The sequence below is a fragment of the Stenotrophomonas sp. Steno-C18 genome (assembly GCF_056393195.1).
This window is the reverse complement of sequence record NZ_JBWJOX010000002.1, coordinates 442273-458761: the sequence shown is the minus strand read 5'-3', so window position 1 is coordinate 458761 and position 16489 is coordinate 442273. Positions and strand designations below refer to the sequence as shown.

Annotated in this window: 16 protein-coding genes; 8 read left to right on the top strand and 8 right to left on the bottom strand. The window is 69.0% G+C overall.

Going from position 1 to position 16489, the window contains the following annotated elements; all coding sequences use genetic code 11:
* Nucleotides 1-276 carry an SHOCT domain-containing protein gene (locus tag AC06FE_RS06670; protein ID WP_478072584.1) on the top strand — a complete coding sequence of 92 codons (276 nt, stop codon included), beginning with the start codon at nt 1-3 and terminating at the stop codon, nt 274-276.
* A 189-nt stretch (nt 277-465) separates the two neighbouring features.
* Here AC06FE_RS06670 and AC06FE_RS06665 read toward each other — a convergent pair whose 3' ends face one another.
* Nucleotides 466-1344 carry a TolB family protein gene (locus tag AC06FE_RS06665; protein WP_478072583.1) on the bottom strand — a complete coding sequence of 293 codons (879 nt, stop codon included), beginning with the start codon at nt 1342-1344 and terminating at the stop codon, nt 466-468.
* 53 nt (nt 1345-1397) lie between these two features.
* Between AC06FE_RS06665 and aroE the strand changes: the two genes are divergently transcribed.
* The 4 genes from aroE (at nt 1398) to AC06FE_RS06645 (ending at nt 5289) form a co-directional block, all read left to right on the top strand.
* Nucleotides 1398-2246 (top strand): shikimate dehydrogenase, encoded by an 849-nt coding sequence (gene aroE, locus AC06FE_RS06660; RefSeq protein WP_478072582.1) that lies wholly within the window; start codon nt 1398-1400, stop codon nt 2244-2246.
* An 8-nt stretch (nt 2247-2254) separates the two neighbouring features.
* Nucleotides 2255-2611 carry a hypothetical protein gene (locus tag AC06FE_RS06655; RefSeq protein ID WP_192287015.1) on the top strand — a complete coding sequence of 119 codons (357 nt, stop codon included), beginning with the start codon at nt 2255-2257 and terminating at the stop codon, nt 2609-2611.
* 75 nt (nt 2612-2686) lie between these two features.
* Entirely contained in the window at nt 2687-4786 is a 2100-nt protein-coding gene (gene dinG, locus AC06FE_RS06650; RefSeq protein WP_478072581.1) for an ATP-dependent DNA helicase DinG, read from the top strand.
* Nucleotides 4787-4875: 89 nt separating this feature from the next.
* Nucleotides 4876-5289, top strand: a complete 414-nt coding sequence (locus tag AC06FE_RS06645; RefSeq protein ID WP_478072580.1) for a hypothetical protein — start codon at nt 4876-4878, stop codon at nt 5287-5289.
* Between the two features lie 82 nt (nt 5290-5371).
* On the opposite strand, the gene AC06FE_RS06640 is transcribed toward AC06FE_RS06645, so the two are convergent.
* Together AC06FE_RS06640 and hmpA are read right to left on the bottom strand one after the other, a co-directional pair.
* Nucleotides 5372-5752 carry a DUF1761 domain-containing protein gene (locus tag AC06FE_RS06640; protein WP_446540865.1) on the bottom strand — a complete coding sequence of 127 codons (381 nt, stop codon included), beginning with the start codon at nt 5750-5752 and terminating at the stop codon, nt 5372-5374.
* 136 nt (nt 5753-5888) lie between these two features.
* On the bottom strand, nt 5889-7070 hold the full coding sequence (hmpA, locus tag AC06FE_RS06635; protein ID WP_132863720.1) for an NO-inducible flavohemoprotein: 1182 nt from the start codon (nt 7068-7070) through the stop codon (nt 5889-5891).
* A 162-nt stretch (nt 7071-7232) separates the two neighbouring features.
* On the opposite strand from hmpA, the gene norR reads away from it, so the two are divergent.
* A complete protein-coding gene (gene norR, locus AC06FE_RS06630; RefSeq protein ID WP_478072579.1) occupies nt 7233-8771 on the top strand; it encodes a nitric oxide reductase transcriptional regulator NorR in 1539 nt (512 codons plus the stop codon).
* A 191-nt stretch (nt 8772-8962) separates the two neighbouring features.
* On the opposite strand, the gene AC06FE_RS06625 is transcribed toward norR, so the two are convergent.
* From AC06FE_RS06625 to AC06FE_RS06615, 3 genes are all read right to left on the bottom strand, one after another.
* The gene (locus tag AC06FE_RS06625) at nt 8963-9232 is read right to left on the bottom strand and encodes a hypothetical protein (protein WP_192287010.1); all 270 of its coding nucleotides are present in this window, start codon (nt 9230-9232) and stop codon (nt 8963-8965) included.
* A gap of 63 nt (nt 9233-9295) precedes the next feature.
* Nucleotides 9296-9880, bottom strand: coding sequence for a YdeI/OmpD-associated family protein (locus tag AC06FE_RS06620; protein WP_132863714.1), 585 nt, complete (start codon nt 9878-9880; stop codon nt 9296-9298).
* 94 nt (nt 9881-9974) lie between these two features.
* Nucleotides 9975-11351 carry an amino acid permease gene (locus AC06FE_RS06615; protein ID WP_192287008.1) on the bottom strand — a complete coding sequence of 459 codons (1377 nt, stop codon included), beginning with the start codon at nt 11349-11351 and terminating at the stop codon, nt 9975-9977.
* A 140-nt stretch (nt 11352-11491) separates the two neighbouring features.
* Between AC06FE_RS06615 and AC06FE_RS06610 the strand changes: the two genes are divergently transcribed.
* Nucleotides 11492-12226 (top strand): hypothetical protein, encoded by a 735-nt coding sequence (locus AC06FE_RS06610; protein WP_192287007.1) that lies wholly within the window; start codon nt 11492-11494, stop codon nt 12224-12226.
* Between the two features lie 114 nt (nt 12227-12340).
* Here the strand turns inward: AC06FE_RS06610 and AC06FE_RS06605 are convergent, their stop codons facing one another.
* Both AC06FE_RS06605 and AC06FE_RS06600 read right to left on the bottom strand, forming a co-directional pair.
* Nucleotides 12341-14263 carry an ATP-binding protein gene (locus AC06FE_RS06605; protein ID WP_478072578.1) on the bottom strand — a complete coding sequence of 641 codons (1923 nt, stop codon included), beginning with the start codon at nt 14261-14263 and terminating at the stop codon, nt 12341-12343.
* Between the two features lie 34 nt (nt 14264-14297).
* Nucleotides 14298-14879: a hypothetical protein gene (locus AC06FE_RS06600; protein ID WP_446540861.1), complete on the bottom strand. Its 582-nt coding sequence runs from the start codon at nt 14877-14879 to the stop codon at nt 14298-14300.
* Nucleotides 14880-15165: 286 nt separating this feature from the next.
* On the opposite strand from AC06FE_RS06600, the gene AC06FE_RS06595 reads away from it, so the two are divergent.
* Nucleotides 15166-16338 carry an acyl-CoA dehydrogenase family protein gene (locus AC06FE_RS06595; protein WP_192287004.1) on the top strand — a complete coding sequence of 391 codons (1173 nt, stop codon included), beginning with the start codon at nt 15166-15168 and terminating at the stop codon, nt 16336-16338.
* Nucleotides 16339-16489: the final 151 nt, after the last annotated feature.

Here is a 16489-nt window from a genome sequence, read left to right as displayed (position 1 = left end):
ATGGAACCGAGTGCAGGCGTGCAGGTGTACCACTGGGTGGTGTGGCTGGCCGGGGTGGGCCTATTCGCGGCGGTGACCCTGGCGGTGATCGTGGCGATCGTGCGTGCGCGCCGTCGCCCGGCCGAGCTGCACTCGGCCGCCGAGCGGCTGCAGCGTGAAGCCGCATTGCAGCCCGAGGCCGATGCCCGCCTGCGCGCGTTGAGCCAGCTCAAGGAGCGTGGCCAGATCGGCGAGGCCGAGTACGAGAAGCGGCGCGCCGAGTTGCTGAAGGGCTGAGCGGTTTTCGCGCGGAAGCTTCCTTCCCGCGCGTGGTGTCAGGCACCCCTCCCCAGCCCTCCCCTTGGCTGCGCCAAAGGGAGGGGGCAGGAGCACGGTTTCGCGATGACCTGACCGACCTGCGTGAATCACCCCCTCCCTTTGGCGCAGCCAAGGGGAGGGCCGGGGAGGGGTGCTCTTCGCGCTTGGCTAGCGGCAGTCGTCGCTGCCATCCACCACCGGCGCCTTCATCCGGTAGAGATCCAGCCCGCCGGCCCGCGGTGCCCGCGCCTTGCCGCTGAGCACCAGCTCGGCGGGCTTGTTGGCATCAAGCACGGCCCCGCGGGTATCGCCGTCCTGGCTGTTGAACGACAGCCCCAGCAGCGTGGCCGTGCCCCAGGCCGCCTGTTGGCACTGCGCGACCCAGGTCTGCGCGCCGCCGCCCGCCGTGGCACGGGCGAACACCACCGCGCGGCCACCGCCCAGCCAGCTGCCATCGACTTCATCGGCGGCGCTGTTGATGCCGGCCATCGGGGTCGGTGCGGCGAAGCCGTCGCCGGCGCGGGCCGCCGTCCACAGGTCCCAGCCGCCCACACCGCCGGTACGGTTGCTGGCGAACAGCAACCGCCCGTCGTCGGCCAGGGCGGGGGAGCGTTCGTCCTGGCGGCCGTTGACCGGCCCGTCCAGCCGTTGTGGTGCACCGATGTGGCCGTCGGCCGCGAGCGGCGCACGGTACAGGTCGAACCCGCCCTGGCCACCGGTGCGGTTGGAGGCGAAGTACAGCCAGCGGCCGTCCGTGCTGAGGAACGGATCCACTTCGTCGGCCGCGCTGTTGAGCGACAGTGGCCGTGGGTCCACCCAGCGCTTGTCCTGCAGCGTGGCCTGCCACAGGTCCCAGCCGCCGGCGCCGCCGTCGCGGTTGCTGGCCCAGACGATGCGCTGCCCGTCGGCGCTGAGCGTGGCGCGCAATTCGTCGGCGCGGGTGGAGACCATCCCCATGCCCTCGATGCCGAACTCGGAAAGCGCCGAGGCTGCCGGGGTACAGAGTAGACTCGCAGTCAGCGCGAGCAGCAGTGGTCGGGTCCGCATCCGGGTTCCGCAGGTGAAGGTCGCGTCCAGTCTAGGTCATGCAGAGGAAACCCATGAGCGCGCCCCGCTACGCCGTATTTGGTCAGCCCATCGCCCACTCGCAATCACCGCGCATCCAGACCGCGTTCGGCAAGGCCCATGGCATCGCGGTGGACTACCGCGCCATCGAGGCCGCGCCGGAACAGTTCCCGGCCGCGTTGGAAGCCTTTGCCGCCGACGGTGGCGTGGGCGCCAACGTGACCCTGCCGCACAAGGAAGCCGCCTTCGCCCTGTGCACCACCACCACTTCGCGCGCGCAGCGCGCCGGCGCGGTCAACACGCTGTTGCGCAAGGGCGAGCGCTGGCACGGTGACAACACCGACGGCATCGGCCTGGTGCGTGACCTCACCGGCCGCCACGGCCTGGACCTGCGTGGTCGCCGCGTGCTGCTGCTCGGTGCCGGTGGCGCCGCGCGCGGCGTGGCGCCGGCGCTGCTGGATGCCGGCATCCTCGAGCTGATCGTGGTCAACCGCTCGCCGGAGCGTGCCGATGCGCTGGTCGATGCGATGAGCGAACCCGGCCGCGCCATCTCCGCCTACTGGGAGCAGTTGCGCGAACAGGGCGACTTCGAACTGATCATCAACGCCACCTCGGCCGCGCGCGGCAACGAGAGTGGCTTCAGCCTGCCGCTGTCGCTGGTCAACAGCATGACCACCGCGGTCGACCTGAACTACGGCGAGGCCTCCATTCCGTTCCTGGCCTGGGCGCGTGCGGCCGGTTGCCGCAACAGCTTCGATGGCCTGGGCATGCTGGTCGAGCAGGCCGCCGAGAGCTTCCAGCAATGGCACGGCATGCGTCCGGAGACCGATGCGATCTACGCCGAGCTGCGCGCGGGCGACGCGCTGCTGGTCACCGCGGACTGAGTGGCGCGATGAACAGTACCGAGCTGTTGTCCACGCTGCTGGTTTCCATTGGTTACCGGCTGCCGATCATCATCGCGCTGGGCGTGGCGGTGATGATGGTGTTCGATACCCCGTCGAGCCGGCCACGCCAGATGGCGCTGTGGGGCTTGTCGGTGCTGCTGCTGTGCACCCTGGTGGGCGGTGGGTTGGCGGTGCTGCCATTGCTGTTCCTGGCGCAGGGCAACTACGGCGCGCTGAGCGGGCTGAATACGCTGCTCAGCGTCGTCCACATCGGGCTTTCGCTGCTGGAGGCGGCCGGCTTCATCCTGCTGGCATGGGGCGTGGCGCAGGCGTTGCGGCGTCCTGCCGCGGGCGGCAAACCCTGAGCCGGCGGCGCATTCGGTGAATGCGGGCGGGTATGGGAAAATGCCTGCCTTGAACGGAGCAGGTGGCAGGTTGGCGTGACGGAAAAAGTAGAAGCACCCCGGACGCTGACCGAAGACCTGAAAGCCGGCATCCGCGACGCCTACGCCAAGCTGCAGGCCAATACCCCCGGCTTCAGCACGCGCCGCTCGCAGAGCCAGATGATCGGCGTGGTCTCGCGCGCGCTGGCCACCGGCAACGTCGGCGTGGTCGAAGCGCCCACCGGCGTCGGCAAGAGCCTGGGCTATCTCACCGCCGGCGTGCCGATCGCGCTGGCCAGCAGGAAGAAGCTGGTCATCAGCACCGGCACGGTGGCGCTGCAGTCGCAGCTGGTCGAGCGCGACATCCCCAGTTTCCTCAAGGCCACCGGCCTGCAGGCCACGGTGGCGCTGGCCAAGGGCCGCACCCGTTACCTGTGCACCCGCAATGCCGCCGAGGCGCAGGGCGAGGGCGTGCAGGAAGGCATGTTCGGCGACGACGTGCCGCTCTACGACCGGCCGCTGGCGCCGATCGAGATGGACGTGGCCGAGAAGCTGACCAAGGCCTTCATCGAGGGCCGCTGGAACGGCGACCTGGACAACGCGCCGGAAACCGTCACCCCCACCTTGCGCATGCGCATCACCACGCCGGCCTCGGCCTGCGCCGGCCGGCGCTGTGCCTATTCGGCGCAATGCCCGGTGCTGCGCGCACGCAACGAGGTGCGCGACGCGCAGATCGTGGTGACCAACCACGCCTTGCTGCTGTCGGCGCTGTCCATCGGCGAGAGCGACAGCGGCCAGCCGTTGATCGCCCCGCCCGCTGACATGCTGCTGGTGCTGGACGAAGGCCACCACATCGGCAACGTTGCCATCGACCAGGGCGCGGCGTTCCTGCCGCTGGACGACATGGCCAAGCGCACCGGCCGCCTGCAGATCCTGATCGCCGGCGCCTACCGCGCGGTGGACAAGGACAAGATCGGCAACCTGCTGCCCAACGAGGCCATCGAGACCGCCACCCGGGTCAGCAAGCTGCTCAAGGGCTTCCGCGACGAGATCGCCCATGTCTGGATCCCGCAGCCCGATGAGCGCGAGCCGATGTGGCGCGCCGCCAACGGCCGCCTGCCGGAGGCGTGGAAGCAGCCCATCGAGGAACTGGCCGACGAAACCCGCACCCTGCTCAACTGGGCCACCGCCGCCACCGCGCTGGTGGCCAAGGGCAAGCCCGACGATGCCGGCCATGAACGCCTGCAGCGCAACCTCGGCATGGCGCTGGAGATGATCGAGCAGCAGTACAACCTGTGGGCAGGCTGGCGCCGCGAGGACAAGGAAGGCCAGCCGCCGATCGCGCGCTGGGTGACCCTGTCGCGCGAGGGCGACTACCAGTTGCATTGCTCGCCGGTGTCGGCGGCGATGGTGCTGCGCAAGCTGCTGTGGGACGAAGTGGATTCGGTGGTGATGACCTCGGCCACGCTCACCGGTGGCGGTGATTTCCAGTCGCTGGCCATCGACAACGGCATTCCCGAGGACGCGGAGATGGTGTCGCTGGCTTCGCCGTTCGACCTGCCCAACCAGGCCGAGCTGGTCGTGCCGAAGTTCCCGGTGACGCCGGACGACCGCGAGCGCCATCCCAAGGAAGTGGCCAGGTACCTGGCCGCCGAACTGGATTGGGACAAGGGCAGCATCGTGCTGTTCACCTCGCGCTGGAAGATGGAAAAGGTGGCCGAGCTGATGCCGGCGTCGTTGCGCAGGAAGGTGCTGGTGCAGGGCGAGAGCGCCAAGCAGAAGATGATCGACGAGCACCTCCGGCGCACGGCCGCGGGCGAGGGGTCGGTGCTGTTCGGCCTGAACTCGTTCGGCGAAGGCCTGGACCTGCCGGGCGAGGCCTGCACCACGGTGGTGATCACCCAGGTGCCGTTCGCGGTGCCGACCGATCCGCAGACCTCGACCCTGAGCGAGTGGTTCGAAAGCCGTGGCCTGAACTCGTTCAACCTGATCGCTATCCCGCACGCGCTGCGCACGCTGACGCAGTTCGCCGGCCGCCTGATCCGCACCTCGACCGACACCGGGCGGGTGGTCATCCTCGACTCGCGGCTGCTGACGCGGCGTTATGGCAAGCGCATCATCGACGCGCTGCCGCCGTTCAAGCGGGTGATCGGCTAGCCGCCGAAAGATGAAAAGCCCCTCTCCCGCAAGCGGGAGAGGGTTGGCACACCCGCCTCGTACGCTCCTTCTCCATCCCTGTCCATCCCATGCCCGACTTCACCGCGACCTTCCCCTGGGAAACCCAGCTGCAACGCCTCCAGCAACACGCCCCTGCGCTGGCGTCATTGGCGCTGTTCGACGCCGAGGGGCTGACCGAATCCGGTCGTGCGCTGGAGCAGGTGCTGCAGGCCGGACAGGCACTGGCCAAGTGCGGCGTGGACGTGGGCCTGGTCGCCGACGAGCTGCGTCGCTACCAGAAGTTCGCACCGCCCGGACGCCCGTCACTGCAGATCGTGCAGTTGCGTCGGCAGCAATCGACGGTGCAGCAGGCGCAGCGCGTGGCCAGGCAGGCCTTCATCCGTCATGCCGATGCGCTGGCACGCGTGCTGGCGCTGCAGGTGCCGGCGAAGCTGGGGACGGTAGTCGTGGTCGAGCGTTGGCTGCAGGCGCGACTGGGCTGATCGGTTTCCTGCTTGGACACGCCGCTGCCACGGCGTGGCCAAGGCGAGCAGACGGGCGCAACCGCAACAACCTTGGCCCTGCTCAGTGCCACAGGCCCAGGACCAGGCCGAACAGCACGAACTGCACCGTGTGGTAGCCGCCGTCGATCAGCCACAGCGCGGTACTGCGCTGGGCGAACTGGTAGTTGATGCCGAAACTCGCCGCGACCATCCCGAAGCCCACCACCAGGCCGCTCAGCACGGCGTGCGGCAGCGGCGGTGCCGGGCCCAGCCACCACGCGAATGCGAACGCGGCCACCAGCGAGAACACGAAGCTCACGCCGAACACCTTGGCCGGGTGTCCTTGCGGCACGTCGCCACCGTTCTCCCGGTTCCATGCACGGCCGAACAGCGCCGGTGAGTACCACAAGCCTCCCAGCACGAAGCTGGACACGGCGGCCAACACTACGGCGTAAACGTTCATGCGATTCCCCCTCCCCGGACGATGCCCGCATCGTATCCGCATGCGCGCGCCAACAGCGGGGCTGCAGGCGGTCCGCGGGAAAAAAAAGGCCGGTGGCATGCCACCGGCCTTTCCTGTCTCCTGGCGGTGGCCGGGATCAGGCCTCCAACGCCGCCGCCGGCCCGAAGAACTCGTAGCGGCTCTGTGCGTCCGGCACGCCCACGTCGCGCAGCAGCTTCTTCACCTGGGCCATGAACGGCTTCGGGCCCAGGAAGTACGCGTCCACGTTGCCTTCGGCCGGCAGCCACTGCTGCAGCAGTTCGCGGCTGAGCAGGCCTTCGGCATCGGCGGCATCGCCCGGCAGCGCCTCGCTGTAGCAGGTGTAGCTGCGCAGCTGCGGGTGCTGCTTCTGCATGTCGGCGATGAACTGGCGGAATGCATGCACCTGGCCGTTGCGCGCGCAATGGATGAAGTGCACCGGGCGGCCGCTGGCCAGCGCCTGCTCCAGCATCGGCAGGGTCGGGGTGATGCCCACGCCACCGCTGATCAGGGCGATCGGGCGGTCACCGGCCACCAGCGTGAAGTCGCCGGCCGGGGCGAACAGCTCCAGCGCGTCGCCGAGCTGCACGTTGTCGTGCAGGTGGTTGGACACCTTGCCGCCGTCCTCGCGCTTGACGCTGATGCGGTAGCTGCGGCCATTGGGCACGGCCGACAGCGAGTAGTTGCGGCGCACTTCCTGGCCATCGATCTGCAGGCGCATGCCGATGTACTGGCCGGGCTGGAAGTCCACCACCGCGCCGCCGTCGACCGGCTGCAGGTGGAAGGAAGTGATCTCGGCGCTTTCGCGGACCTTGTCGACCACCTGGAACATGCGCCCGCCGCGCCAGCCGCCCGGTGCCTGCTCGTTGGCCGCGTACACCGACTCCTCGGCGCCGATCAGCAGGTCGGCCAGCATCTGGTAGGCGGTGCCCCAGGCATCGATGATCTCGTCGGTGGCGATCTCCGGCCCCAGCACCTCGCGGATCGAACGCAGCAGGTAGTGGCCGACGATCGGGTAGTGCTCGGGCAGCACCTGCAGGGCGACATGCTTGGCCACGATCTGGCCGACCAGCGGGCCCAGCGCCTCCAGCCGGTCGATGTGCTTGGCGTACATCAGCACCGAGTTGGCCAGCGCACGCGGCTGGTCGCCGCTGGACTGGTGGGCCTGGTTGAACAACGGGCGCGCCGCATCGCTCTCGGTCAGCATCAGGCCGTAGAAGTGCTTGGTCAGGGCTTCACCGCCGGTTTCCAGCAGGGGAACGGTGGCCTTGATCAGGTCGCGCTGTGCAGCAGTCAACATGGGTGTTTCTCTTTCTGCTTGGGGTACCCTGTGGATTCCATGTTTCGTGCCAGCTTTTCTGCATATGAAAATCAATGACTTGGCTTATGTGCGGGTTGAAACGACCCGGTTCGGTCCGGGTCGGGATGACTCTGTGGTGTCAAAATGACCTGCAACCCCTTCATGTCCGGGATCATCCCGCTGGTCGACGACCTGGCCCGCGACGACCTGGCCGATGTTGAGCGCTATGGCCGGTTGCTGCGGGTGCTGCGGCAGCTGTTGCCCAGCGATGCGGTGGCGCTGCTGCGGCTGGAGGGCGAACAGGCGGTGCCGCTGGCGGTGGAAGGGTTGAGCACTGACACGCTGGGCCGCCGCTTCCGGCTGGACGAGCACCCGCGGCTGGCGGCGATCCTGCAGGGGCAGGGCACCGTGCACTTCGCCGCCGACTGCGGCCTGCCCGATCCCTACGACGGCCTCGTCGAGTCGGTGCACGGCCACCTGGAGGTGCATGACTGTATGGGCTGCGCGCTGTACATCGACGGCCGCCCGTGGGGCATGCTGACCATGGACGCACTCACCCCCGGCCAGTTCGAGCAGATCCAGCGCGACCGGCTGGAAGCCTTCGCCAGCCTCGCCGCGGCCACGGTCAAGGCCGGCGAACGGATCGGCACGCTGGCGGCCCGGTTGAGCGAGGAGCAGGCGCTGGCCGAAACTTGGCGTGCGGCGGCCGGGCAGCGCACGCCACCGGAGGTGGTGGGGCAGAGCACGGCCTTCAAGGCGCTGCGCAAGGAGATCGCGCTGGTCGCGCCCAGTGACCTGAGCGTGCTGATCAGCGGCGAAACCGGCGTCGGCAAGGAGCTGGTGGCGCGCGGCATCCATCGCCAGTCCGCGCGCAAGGACAAGCCGATGGTGGTCATCAACTGCGCCGCCCTGCCCGATGCACTGGTGGAAAGCGAACTGTTCGGCCACGTGCGCGGCGCGTTCACCGGTGCGGTGGGCGAGCGGCGCGGCAAGTTCGAACTGGCCGATGGCGGCACGCTGTTCCTGGACGAGGTCGGCGAGCTGCCGCTGGCCAGCCAGGCCAAGCTGCTGCGCGTGCTGCAGAGCGGGCAACTGCAGCGGGTGGGCTCGGACCGCGAGCACCAGGTGGATGTGCGGGTGATCGCCGCCACCAACCTGGACCTGGCCGACGCGGTGCGGCAGGGGCGTTTCCGCGCCGACCTGTACCACCGCCTGGGCGCCTATCCGCTACGGGTGCCGCCGCTGCGCGAGCGCGAGCGCGACGTGCTGCTGCTGGCGGGCTTCTTCATCGAAGAGGCGCGTTCGCGGATGGGCCTGCGCAGCCTGCGCCTGTCCGCCGATGCCCAGGCCGCGCTGCTTGGCTACGACTGGCCGGGCAATGTGCGGGAACTGGAGCATCTGATCGGTCGTGCGGTGCTGCGCGCGCTGGCAGCCAGTGGCACGACGCGCCCGCGCATCCTCACCGTCGATGCGGCGGCGCTGGAGTTGCCGGTGCACAGCGATGCCAGCGTGCAGGCCCCGGCCGGTGCCGGACAAGCGCTGCAGGCCGAGGACCTGCGCAAGGCCGTGGATGATTTCCAGCGCCAGCGCATCGCCGCCACGCTGGAGCGCACGGCGGGCAACTGGACCGAGAGCGCGCGCCTGCTGGGGTTGGATCGGGCCAACCTGAATCGCCTGGCCAAACGCCTTGGGCTGAAGTAGCCGGGGTTGGGGTTCGAGGGGCTTGCCGGTGGCACTTGCCCCTTTCCCCTATGCCTGCCGCACAAGCGAGGGGCAATTGCGGTACTGCAGTGGACCGGCCGTTCGCATGGACGGCCCCCTGCCTTGTGCCGCAGGCAGGGGTGAGGGCCGGGGAGGGGGGAAGCCAGTGCGCCCGGCGTCGTCCCCGTTGCTCAGCCTTCCTCGTCTTCCGGACGGTTCAATGCCGCGGTCATCGCCGCGGCGTCCTCGCGTGCGAGGAACAGGTATTCCAGCTCGCAGCCGCCGAACTTGTCTTCCAGTTCGTGCATGCGCACCGGGTGGCTGCCGAAGCGGTAATGCGTGCTGCCGTCATCGGTATCGATGGCGTACACGCCGAAGGACGGCGGATTGGTCAGCGTGCCTTCCAGCTTGACGGATGACGGGTCGATGGCGCGCTGGATGAGGGCTTCTTGGTCGATCATGGGGGGACGGTAGGGCTGGGGGTCGTGATTTCGGGTGAAGTGGAATCTCTGGCGCGTCCTGCGTCAATGCTTCTCGTGCTTCCAGTTGCGGTGCTTGCCATCGGATAACCACGCGATGGCCTGGGTGATGCGTTGTTGCCGGGTGGTTTCGCGCTTGGCCTCGCCGATCCACTCCAGGTAGTCGCGCTGGTAGCCGGGGGCGAAGCCGTCGAAGGCGGCCTGGGCCTGTGGGGCCGCGGCCAGCGCCTGGGCGAAGGCCGGCGGTATCGGCAGGGCGGCCCGCGGCGCACGCCGCGGGGCCTTCACGCCGCTGTCGATGCGGCGCATGCCCTCGCGCAGTTGCGCGGCGAACGCGCGCTTGTCCGGCAGGTCCCGGGCGTGCTGCAGGCGCCCGTACTGGCCCATGGCCTCGGTGTTGTCGCCCGGGCCGGCCTGGCGTTGCCAGAAGCCCAGCGTGGCATGCGCCTTGAAAGCGGCCATCCCGCACAGCAGCTTGCCCTTGTACAGGAAGCTGGGCATGCCCCACTTGATGGCTTCCTCGGCCTGGCTGCAACCGGCGTGCACGCGTGCCCGGATCTCGCGCAGGATGGGTTGCGCGAAATCGGCGGCGTTGGCGATGTAGGCGTCGACGCGGGGATCGGGGGACATGACGGGGCCTCGGATGCGCGAAGCCTGCCGTCAGTCGGCCGGCAAAACAAGCCCGCCGATGCGGCGGGCTCGTCAACGGCCTGTTTGGGTACGGTCAGGCGCGGCGTAGGCGCCGTGCCAGGCCGCTGCACAACGCGATGAAGGCGGTGAACACGGCCATCGACAGGAACTGCAGGCGGGTCTCCGGGGTGCTCAACAGCAGCGCGAAGATCAGCGCGAGGATGGCCAGCGCCAGCACCGTCAGGTAGGGGAAACCGGCCATCCTGAATGGCAACGGGGTGCCGTTGCGTTCGGCGCGGCGGCGCAGGATCAACTGCGAGACCAGGGTCAGGGTCCACACCAGCAGGCAGGTCGAGCCGACCACGTTGAGCAGCACCGGCAGCACCTTGTCCGGGTACAGCAGCTCCAGCACGGTCGCGCCGAAACCGAACAGCACGCTGGCCAGCACCGCGATCAGCGGCACCTGGCGGGCGTTGGTGCGGCCCAGCCAGCGCGGTGCTTCGCCACGCGAGGCCAGCGAGTACATCATCCGCGAGGCACCGTAGAGGTTGGCGTTGAGCGCCGAGAGCAGGGCGATCACCGCGATCAGCGTGATCGCGGTGGCCGCGCCGGGGATGTTGGCCACCTGCAGCACCGCGGCGAACGGGGAACGCAGCGCATCGCTGGTCCATGGCACCACGGCGATGATCACGCCGATCGAGCCGATGTAGAACACCAGGATGCGCCAGGCCACGGTGCGGATGGCGCGGGCCAGGCTGCGCTCCGGGTCCTGGGTTTCGGCCGCGGCGACGGCCACGATCTCGGTGCCGCCGAAGGCGAACACCACCACCAGCAAGGCCGCGCCGATGCCGGCCAGGCCCTTGGGCATGAAGCCGCCATGGCCGGTGATGTTGGACAGGCCCGGCGACGGCACGTTGGGCAGCAGCCCGCACAGCAGGGCGATGCCGATCAGGATGAAGCCGATGATCGCGCCGACCTTGAGGATGGCGAACCAGAACTCGAACTCGCCGTAGTTGCGCACGCCCATCAGGTTGATGATGGTGAACACCACCATGAAGGCCAGCGATACCAGTGGCACCGACAGCTCCGGCCATATCGTCTTGAGCAGGCCGGCCGCGCCAACCGATTCGGCGGCGATCACCACCACCAGCTGTGCCCACCACAGCCAGCCCACGGTGGCACCGGCGGTCGGGCCGAGCGCGTCGGCCGCGTAGACCGAGAACGCGCCGCTGGTGGGGCGCGCGGCGGCCATCTCGCCCATCGCGTGCATCATGATGATCACCAGGGTGCCGGCGACCAGGTAGGAGATCAGCACGGCCGGGCCAGCGGCGTGGATGCCGACGCCCGAGCCCAGGAACAGGCCGGCGCCGATGGCGCTGCCCAGTCCCATCATGATCAGCTGGCGCGGCTTGAGCGCGCGTTCCAGATTCTGCGACGGCGCACTGGCCGGGGCGGTGGAATTGGCGGACATCTGAACGATCTGGTGTAGAGAAGTGCGACACCTTACCGCGTTCGATTGTCATCGTGTCTGTCCATAGCGCCCGCCACGGCCCGCTGCCAGTAGGATGGACATCCCGGCGCCCGATGTGCGCCTGCAGCAATGGATGACGGATGCGCGGCCTGGATTTCAGCTCGTGGCAGGGCCTGCTTTCCACCCTGGTGGGCCTGGCGATCATCACCCTGATCGGCGTGGGCATCCGCCTGCTGGTGATGCAGGTAGTGCAGCAGAAGCGCGAGGCAGCCAACCGGCAGATCAACGAACGGCTCAAGACCTTGATCGCCGCCTACAAGACCCTGGGTGGTTCTTTCACCGGTGACCTGTCGGTGGACCCGATCCACCTGCGCGAGATCCGCCGACGCGCCGCCGGGCTGGCACAAGGCCAGGCCACCCCCAATGCCGAGGGCGCGCTGTTGCTGCCGCCGATCGATGGCGGCGAGGCCGGGGACCGGGCGCGGCGCATCCGCGATGCGGTGGAGGCGGCCCTGTCGGACGTCATCCTGCTCGGCACCGAGGAACAGGTGCGGTTGGCGGCGCGCGCGGCCACCGACATGGTCGAGGGCCGGCCGATCCATACCGCGGCACTGGTGGTGTCGCTGCGCGACTTCATCCGGGGCGTGCTCGACCTGGACACCATCCCGGCTAGCGTGGCGATCCCACAGCAGGGGCCGGCGCGCCCGACCTCCAGTGGCGGTGGCGGAAAAGGCGGCGGCAAGGACAAGGAGGGTGCGGCCGGCGGCGCAGGCAAGGGTGGCGGTGGCGGCATGGGCGGCATGGGGGCCGGCGTGGGCATGGGCGCGGGGCTCGGCTACGGCGCCGGGCGCGGCGGCGAGGAGGAGGCGCAGTAGCGGCCTTGGCGATGATCCGGCAGGGCGCATGCCCTGCTCCCTTCCGTGCAGCGAAGGAGAGCCGTGGTTCTGTCGCTGCCGTGCTTCCCCGATCCAACCGGGACCGGCCGACGGTCAGCCGTTCCCTCCGGGCAGCACCGCGCGTATCGCATCGCACAGCTCGTCCTGCGAGAACGGCTTGAACAGGGTGCGATAGCGGCCCTCGATCAGGCCCTCCTGCACCAGCACCTCGCCGGCGTAGCCGGTGATGAACAGCAGGGGCGGCAGGGTGCCGGCGCGCTCCAGCGTGTGCACCATGTCCAGCACCGTGACCGGACCGGGCATGCGCACGTCGGAGATGATCAACTCCACCTTCAGGCCGGTGCCCAGGTAATGCAGCGCCGCCTGCGGGTTGTAGGCGGTGGACACCCGGTAGCCGAGGTTGCGCAGCATGTCGGCGAGCGCGTCGCGGACCTGTGCATCGTCTTCGATCAACAGCACCGATTCGCCGTTGCCACAGGCCGGCGGGGCGGCGCGCGCTGCCGCGACCGGCTCGGCGGCGTGGCCGGAAACCGGCAGCAGGAAACTCACCGACGTGCCGGCTCCCGGGCTGGATTTCACGTCGATGAAGCCACCGGCCTGCTCGACGAAACTGGCCACCATCGGCAGGCCCAGGCCCGACCCCTTGCCGGTGGGCTTGGTGGTGAAGAACGGTTCGAACACCTTGGCCCGCACTTCCTCGGCCATGCCCATGCCGTTGTCGCTGACCGTGACCTGCACGTACGGCCCCGGCGTGCCGCTGCGGCTGGAGACGGTGTTGACCAGCGACATCACGATGCGCCCGCGGCCATGGGTGGCATCGCGCGCGTTGACCGCCAGGTTGATCAGCGAATTCTCGAAGTACGCGCGGTCCACGTGCACGGCATGGATGTCCTCGGCGCAGCGCAGGATGAACTCCCCTTCCTCGCCCACCGCCTTGTGCAGCAGGTCGCCGATATCGGCCAGCAGCTGCCGCGGGTCGATGGTGGTGGCGGTGCGTGGCTTGCGGCCGGTGAAGGTCATCAGCTGGTTGGCCATGCGCCCGGCCTTCTCCACCGCCTTCTCGATGATCGCGGCGTGGCGCAGCACCGCGTCCTCGTCGCTGCCCTTGCGCAGTAGCGAGATGCTCAGCGATATCACGGTCAGCAGGTTGTTGAGGTCGTGGGCGACGCCGCCGGCCAGGTTGCCCACCAGCTCCATCTTCTGCGTGTTGGCCACTTCGCTCTGCATCCGCAGCAGGCGCTGCATGCGCGCCTCGATCTGCTCGCTGTTTTCCTGCCCGCCGTGACGCAGGTCCAGCCCGCGTTGTCCCAGACCGTGCAGGTCATGGCTGACGCTGACCCAGTGGCCGGCGATGCCGTCGGTGGCAGGCAGCGGCGAGGCGGCGCTGACGAAGCCGTGGTAGCTGCCGTCGGCGGCGCGCATGCGGTACTCCACCGGTGGCATGCGCCCGGCCGCCATGCCACGGCTGACCGCGGCATTGAGGTGCATCACATCGTCGGGATGGACCCGCTGGATCCAGTCGTCGACGTGGAACTGCCGCACCTGCGTGCGCCCGTACAGGGTCCGCCGGGCGGCATCGTTCATCCAGAAGATCTCGCCGCCCTGCCCGAACACGCAGACCTGGCAATCGGTCGCCTGCAGGGCGTCGTGCAGCAGCGGCGACAGGCCCGGTGGCGCGGCCCCGGGCGTGGCCAGCGCGAAGCATTGCACCAGCAGCGGCGCATCCGCGCGCGGCAGCGGCACGAACACCAGCTGGTAGCCGAGCCCGTCGCGGGCCAGCCGGCGTTCACTGCCGTGCCGGCGGCATGCCTGCACGGCGGCCTGTACCTGTGGGTCGTCCCACAGGTGGGCGGCATCCCCGGTGCGCGCATGGCAGGCCACGAGCAGGGCGTCGAAGGCCGCGTTCTGCAGGTGCGGCCGCGTGGCCTGGCCGATCAGCAGCGCGAACGCCACCGAGGCGTGCTCCATACCCCGGCAGAGCGCCATTGCCATCGGGTCAGCGGGTGCGCGGTCCATGGGCGTCCTGTCGGTGAAGGGGGGGCGGCCGTGCTCAGGCGATGCGCTCGACCCGGCACCGCTGGCACAGCGGGTAGCTGTCCAGCAGCGGCGTGATGGCCGCGTGCATGCGATCGAAGCTGTCGCCGTACATGTACAGCGCGGTTTCGGTGGGGCCCTGCCAGTGGCTGTTGAGCATGCCCACGCCTTCCAGGCGGCGCATGCATTCCTCGTGGACGTGGTTGATGTCGCAGGTCTGGTAGACCTCGGCGGGCAGGTCGGTGCCATTGAGGTACAGGCCCAGGCCCTGGTGCACGCCAAATGGAATGCGTGGGCCACCGCCGGGCAGGCTGATGCTGGAGCCGACCGGGGCCAGCATCGCCTCGAACAGGCGCCGGATCAGGAGCACGCTGTCACCGCCCAGGTCATCCACCCGGATCCGCAGGTCGCAGTTGGCGACTTCGCCGCTGGACGCCAGCAGGGTGCCGCCGCCGATCACCTCGGCACGGATGCCGTGAAGCTGGCAGGCATCGCTGAATGCGTCCTCCAGCTCTGTCCGGTGGGCCGGTTGAAGGCGTGCGTTGAGGGTGACCGTGATCGTCCCGCGCGCGCCGGTATTGCCTTGGGTTCCCTGCATTACCGCACCACTCCTGACTGCCTGGGCGGGAGCGGCACCGGCATCGACCAACGCGCCCCCGTGGCCAAGTATCCGTAGCCCGGTGTGGAGGCCCGGTGTGGAGGCCCGGTGTGCAGGCCCGGTGTGCAGGGGCTGGCTGCGCTGGCCAGGTGCGTGCCGGCCGCCGGGCAAGGGCATGGAAGCGAGCGAGAGGCCCGGTGAGCGTGCGCCTGCAGCAATCCTCCGCGCCCGATTGAACTACCTTATCCCTACCTTCCGCGCGCGGATGCGCCTTCCAGAGACCGTAATGAGCCTGAAGACCCTGAACCCCTACGATTTGTTCGATGTGCGTTCGTTGCTGAGCGAGGAAGAGCGCGCCGTGCAGGATTCGGTCGCCCGCTTCACCGACGAGCGCGTGTTGCCGATCATCGGCGACTGCTTCGACCAAGGGCGTTTCCCGAACGAACTGATCCCCGAGATCGCCGAGATGGGCCTGCTGGGCAGCACGCTGCCGGAGCAGTACGGCGGCGCCGGGCTGAATGGTGTCAGCTACGGCCTGATCTGCCAGGAACTGGAGCGCGGTGATTCGGGCCTGCGCAGCTTCGTGTCGGTGCAGAGCTCGCTGTGTATGTACCCCATCTACGCCTACGGCTCGGAGGAGCAGCGCCTGCGTTGGCTGCCGGACATGGCGCGCGGCAAGGTGATCGGCTGCTTCGGCCTGACCGAGGCGCACGGTGGCTCGGACCCGGCCAGCATGAAGACCCGCGCGGTGAAGGATGGCGGGGACTGGGTCATCAACGGTTCGAAGATGTGGATCACCAACGGCTCGGTGGCCGACATCGCCATCGTCTGGGCCAACACCGAGGAGGGCGTGCAGGGTTTCGTGATCGAGAAGGGCACCCCGGGCTTCACCGCCCAGGAGATCAAGCACAAGATGAGCCTGCGTGCCTCGGTGACCGGCGCCCTGTTCTTCGACAACGTGCGCGTGCCCGATGCCAACCGCCTGCCCAACGTGAAGGGCCTGAAGGGGCCGCTGGGCTGCCTGACCCAGGCCCGCTACGGCATCACCTGGGGCCCGCTGGGCGCGGCCATCGCCTGCCTGGACGAAGTGCTGGCCTACACCAAGGAGCGGATCCTGTTCGGCCGCCCGGTCGCGGCCACCCAGAGCGCGCAGATCAAGATGGCCGACATGGCCCGCCGCATCACCGCCGGCCAGTTGCTGGTGTTGCAGCTCGGTCGCCTGAAGGATGCCGGCGTGATGCAGCCGCAGCAGGTGTCGCTGGCCAAGTGGAACAATTGCCGCCTGGCCATCGACATCGCCCGCGAGTGTCGTGACCTGCTCGGCGGTGCCGGCATCACCACCGAACACGGTGCGATCCGGCATGCCCTGAACCTGGAATCGGTGATCACGTACGAAGGCACCGAGACCGTGCACCAGCTGGTCATCGGCCGCGAGTTGACCGGCATCAACGCGTTCTGAACGCGCGCGCTGCGTGACACGGACGGCCGGCCCTGCCGGCCGTTTCCATGTCTGGCTGACAACGGCGGTCACACCCGCCTTGGCCCCGCTCGCCTACCATCGGTGACAATTGGCGCGCCTGGCACACGTGGCCAGGCGTATTTCACTCCTG

Coding starts and splice junctions, on each gene's coding strand:
- AC06FE_RS06610 (WP_192287007.1), top strand. CDS start 11,492: ATGCGCGGCCTGGATTTCAGCTCGTGGCAGGGCCTGCTTTCCACCCTG.
- AC06FE_RS06665 (WP_478072583.1), bottom strand. CDS start 1,344: ATGCGGACCCGACCACTGCTGCTCGCGCTGACTGCGAGTCTACTCTGT.
- AC06FE_RS06600 (WP_446540861.1), bottom strand. CDS start 14,879: ATGCAGGGAACCCAAGGCAATACCGGCGCGCGCGGGACGATCACGGTC.
- hmpA (WP_132863720.1), bottom strand. CDS start 7,070: ATGTTGACTGCTGCACAGCGCGACCTGATCAAGGCCACCGTTCCCCTG.
- aroE (WP_478072582.1), top strand. CDS start 1,398: ATGAGCGCGCCCCGCTACGCCGTATTTGGTCAGCCCATCGCCCACTCG.
- AC06FE_RS06640 (WP_446540865.1), bottom strand. CDS start 5,752: ATGAACGTTTACGCCGTAGTGTTGGCCGCCGTGTCCAGCTTCGTGCTG.
- AC06FE_RS06645 (WP_478072580.1), top strand. CDS start 4,876: ATGCCCGACTTCACCGCGACCTTCCCCTGGGAAACCCAGCTGCAACGC.
- AC06FE_RS06625 (WP_192287010.1), bottom strand. CDS start 9,232: ATGATCGACCAAGAAGCCCTCATCCAGCGCGCCATCGACCCGTCATCC.
- norR (WP_478072579.1), top strand. CDS start 7,233: ATGTCCGGGATCATCCCGCTGGTCGACGACCTGGCCCGCGACGACCTG.
- AC06FE_RS06615 (WP_192287008.1), bottom strand. CDS start 11,351: ATGTCCGCCAATTCCACCGCCCCGGCCAGTGCGCCGTCGCAGAATCTG.
- AC06FE_RS06605 (WP_478072578.1), bottom strand. CDS start 14,263: ATGGACCGCGCACCCGCTGACCCGATGGCAATGGCGCTCTGCCGGGGT.
- AC06FE_RS06655 (WP_192287015.1), top strand. CDS start 2,255: ATGAACAGTACCGAGCTGTTGTCCACGCTGCTGGTTTCCATTGGTTAC.
- AC06FE_RS06595 (WP_192287004.1), top strand. CDS start 15,166: ATGAGCCTGAAGACCCTGAACCCCTACGATTTGTTCGATGTGCGTTCG.
- AC06FE_RS06620 (WP_132863714.1), bottom strand. CDS start 9,880: ATGTCCCCCGATCCCCGCGTCGACGCCTACATCGCCAACGCCGCCGAT.
- AC06FE_RS06670 (WP_478072584.1), top strand. CDS start 1: ATGGAACCGAGTGCAGGCGTGCAGGTGTACCACTGGGTGGTGTGGCTG.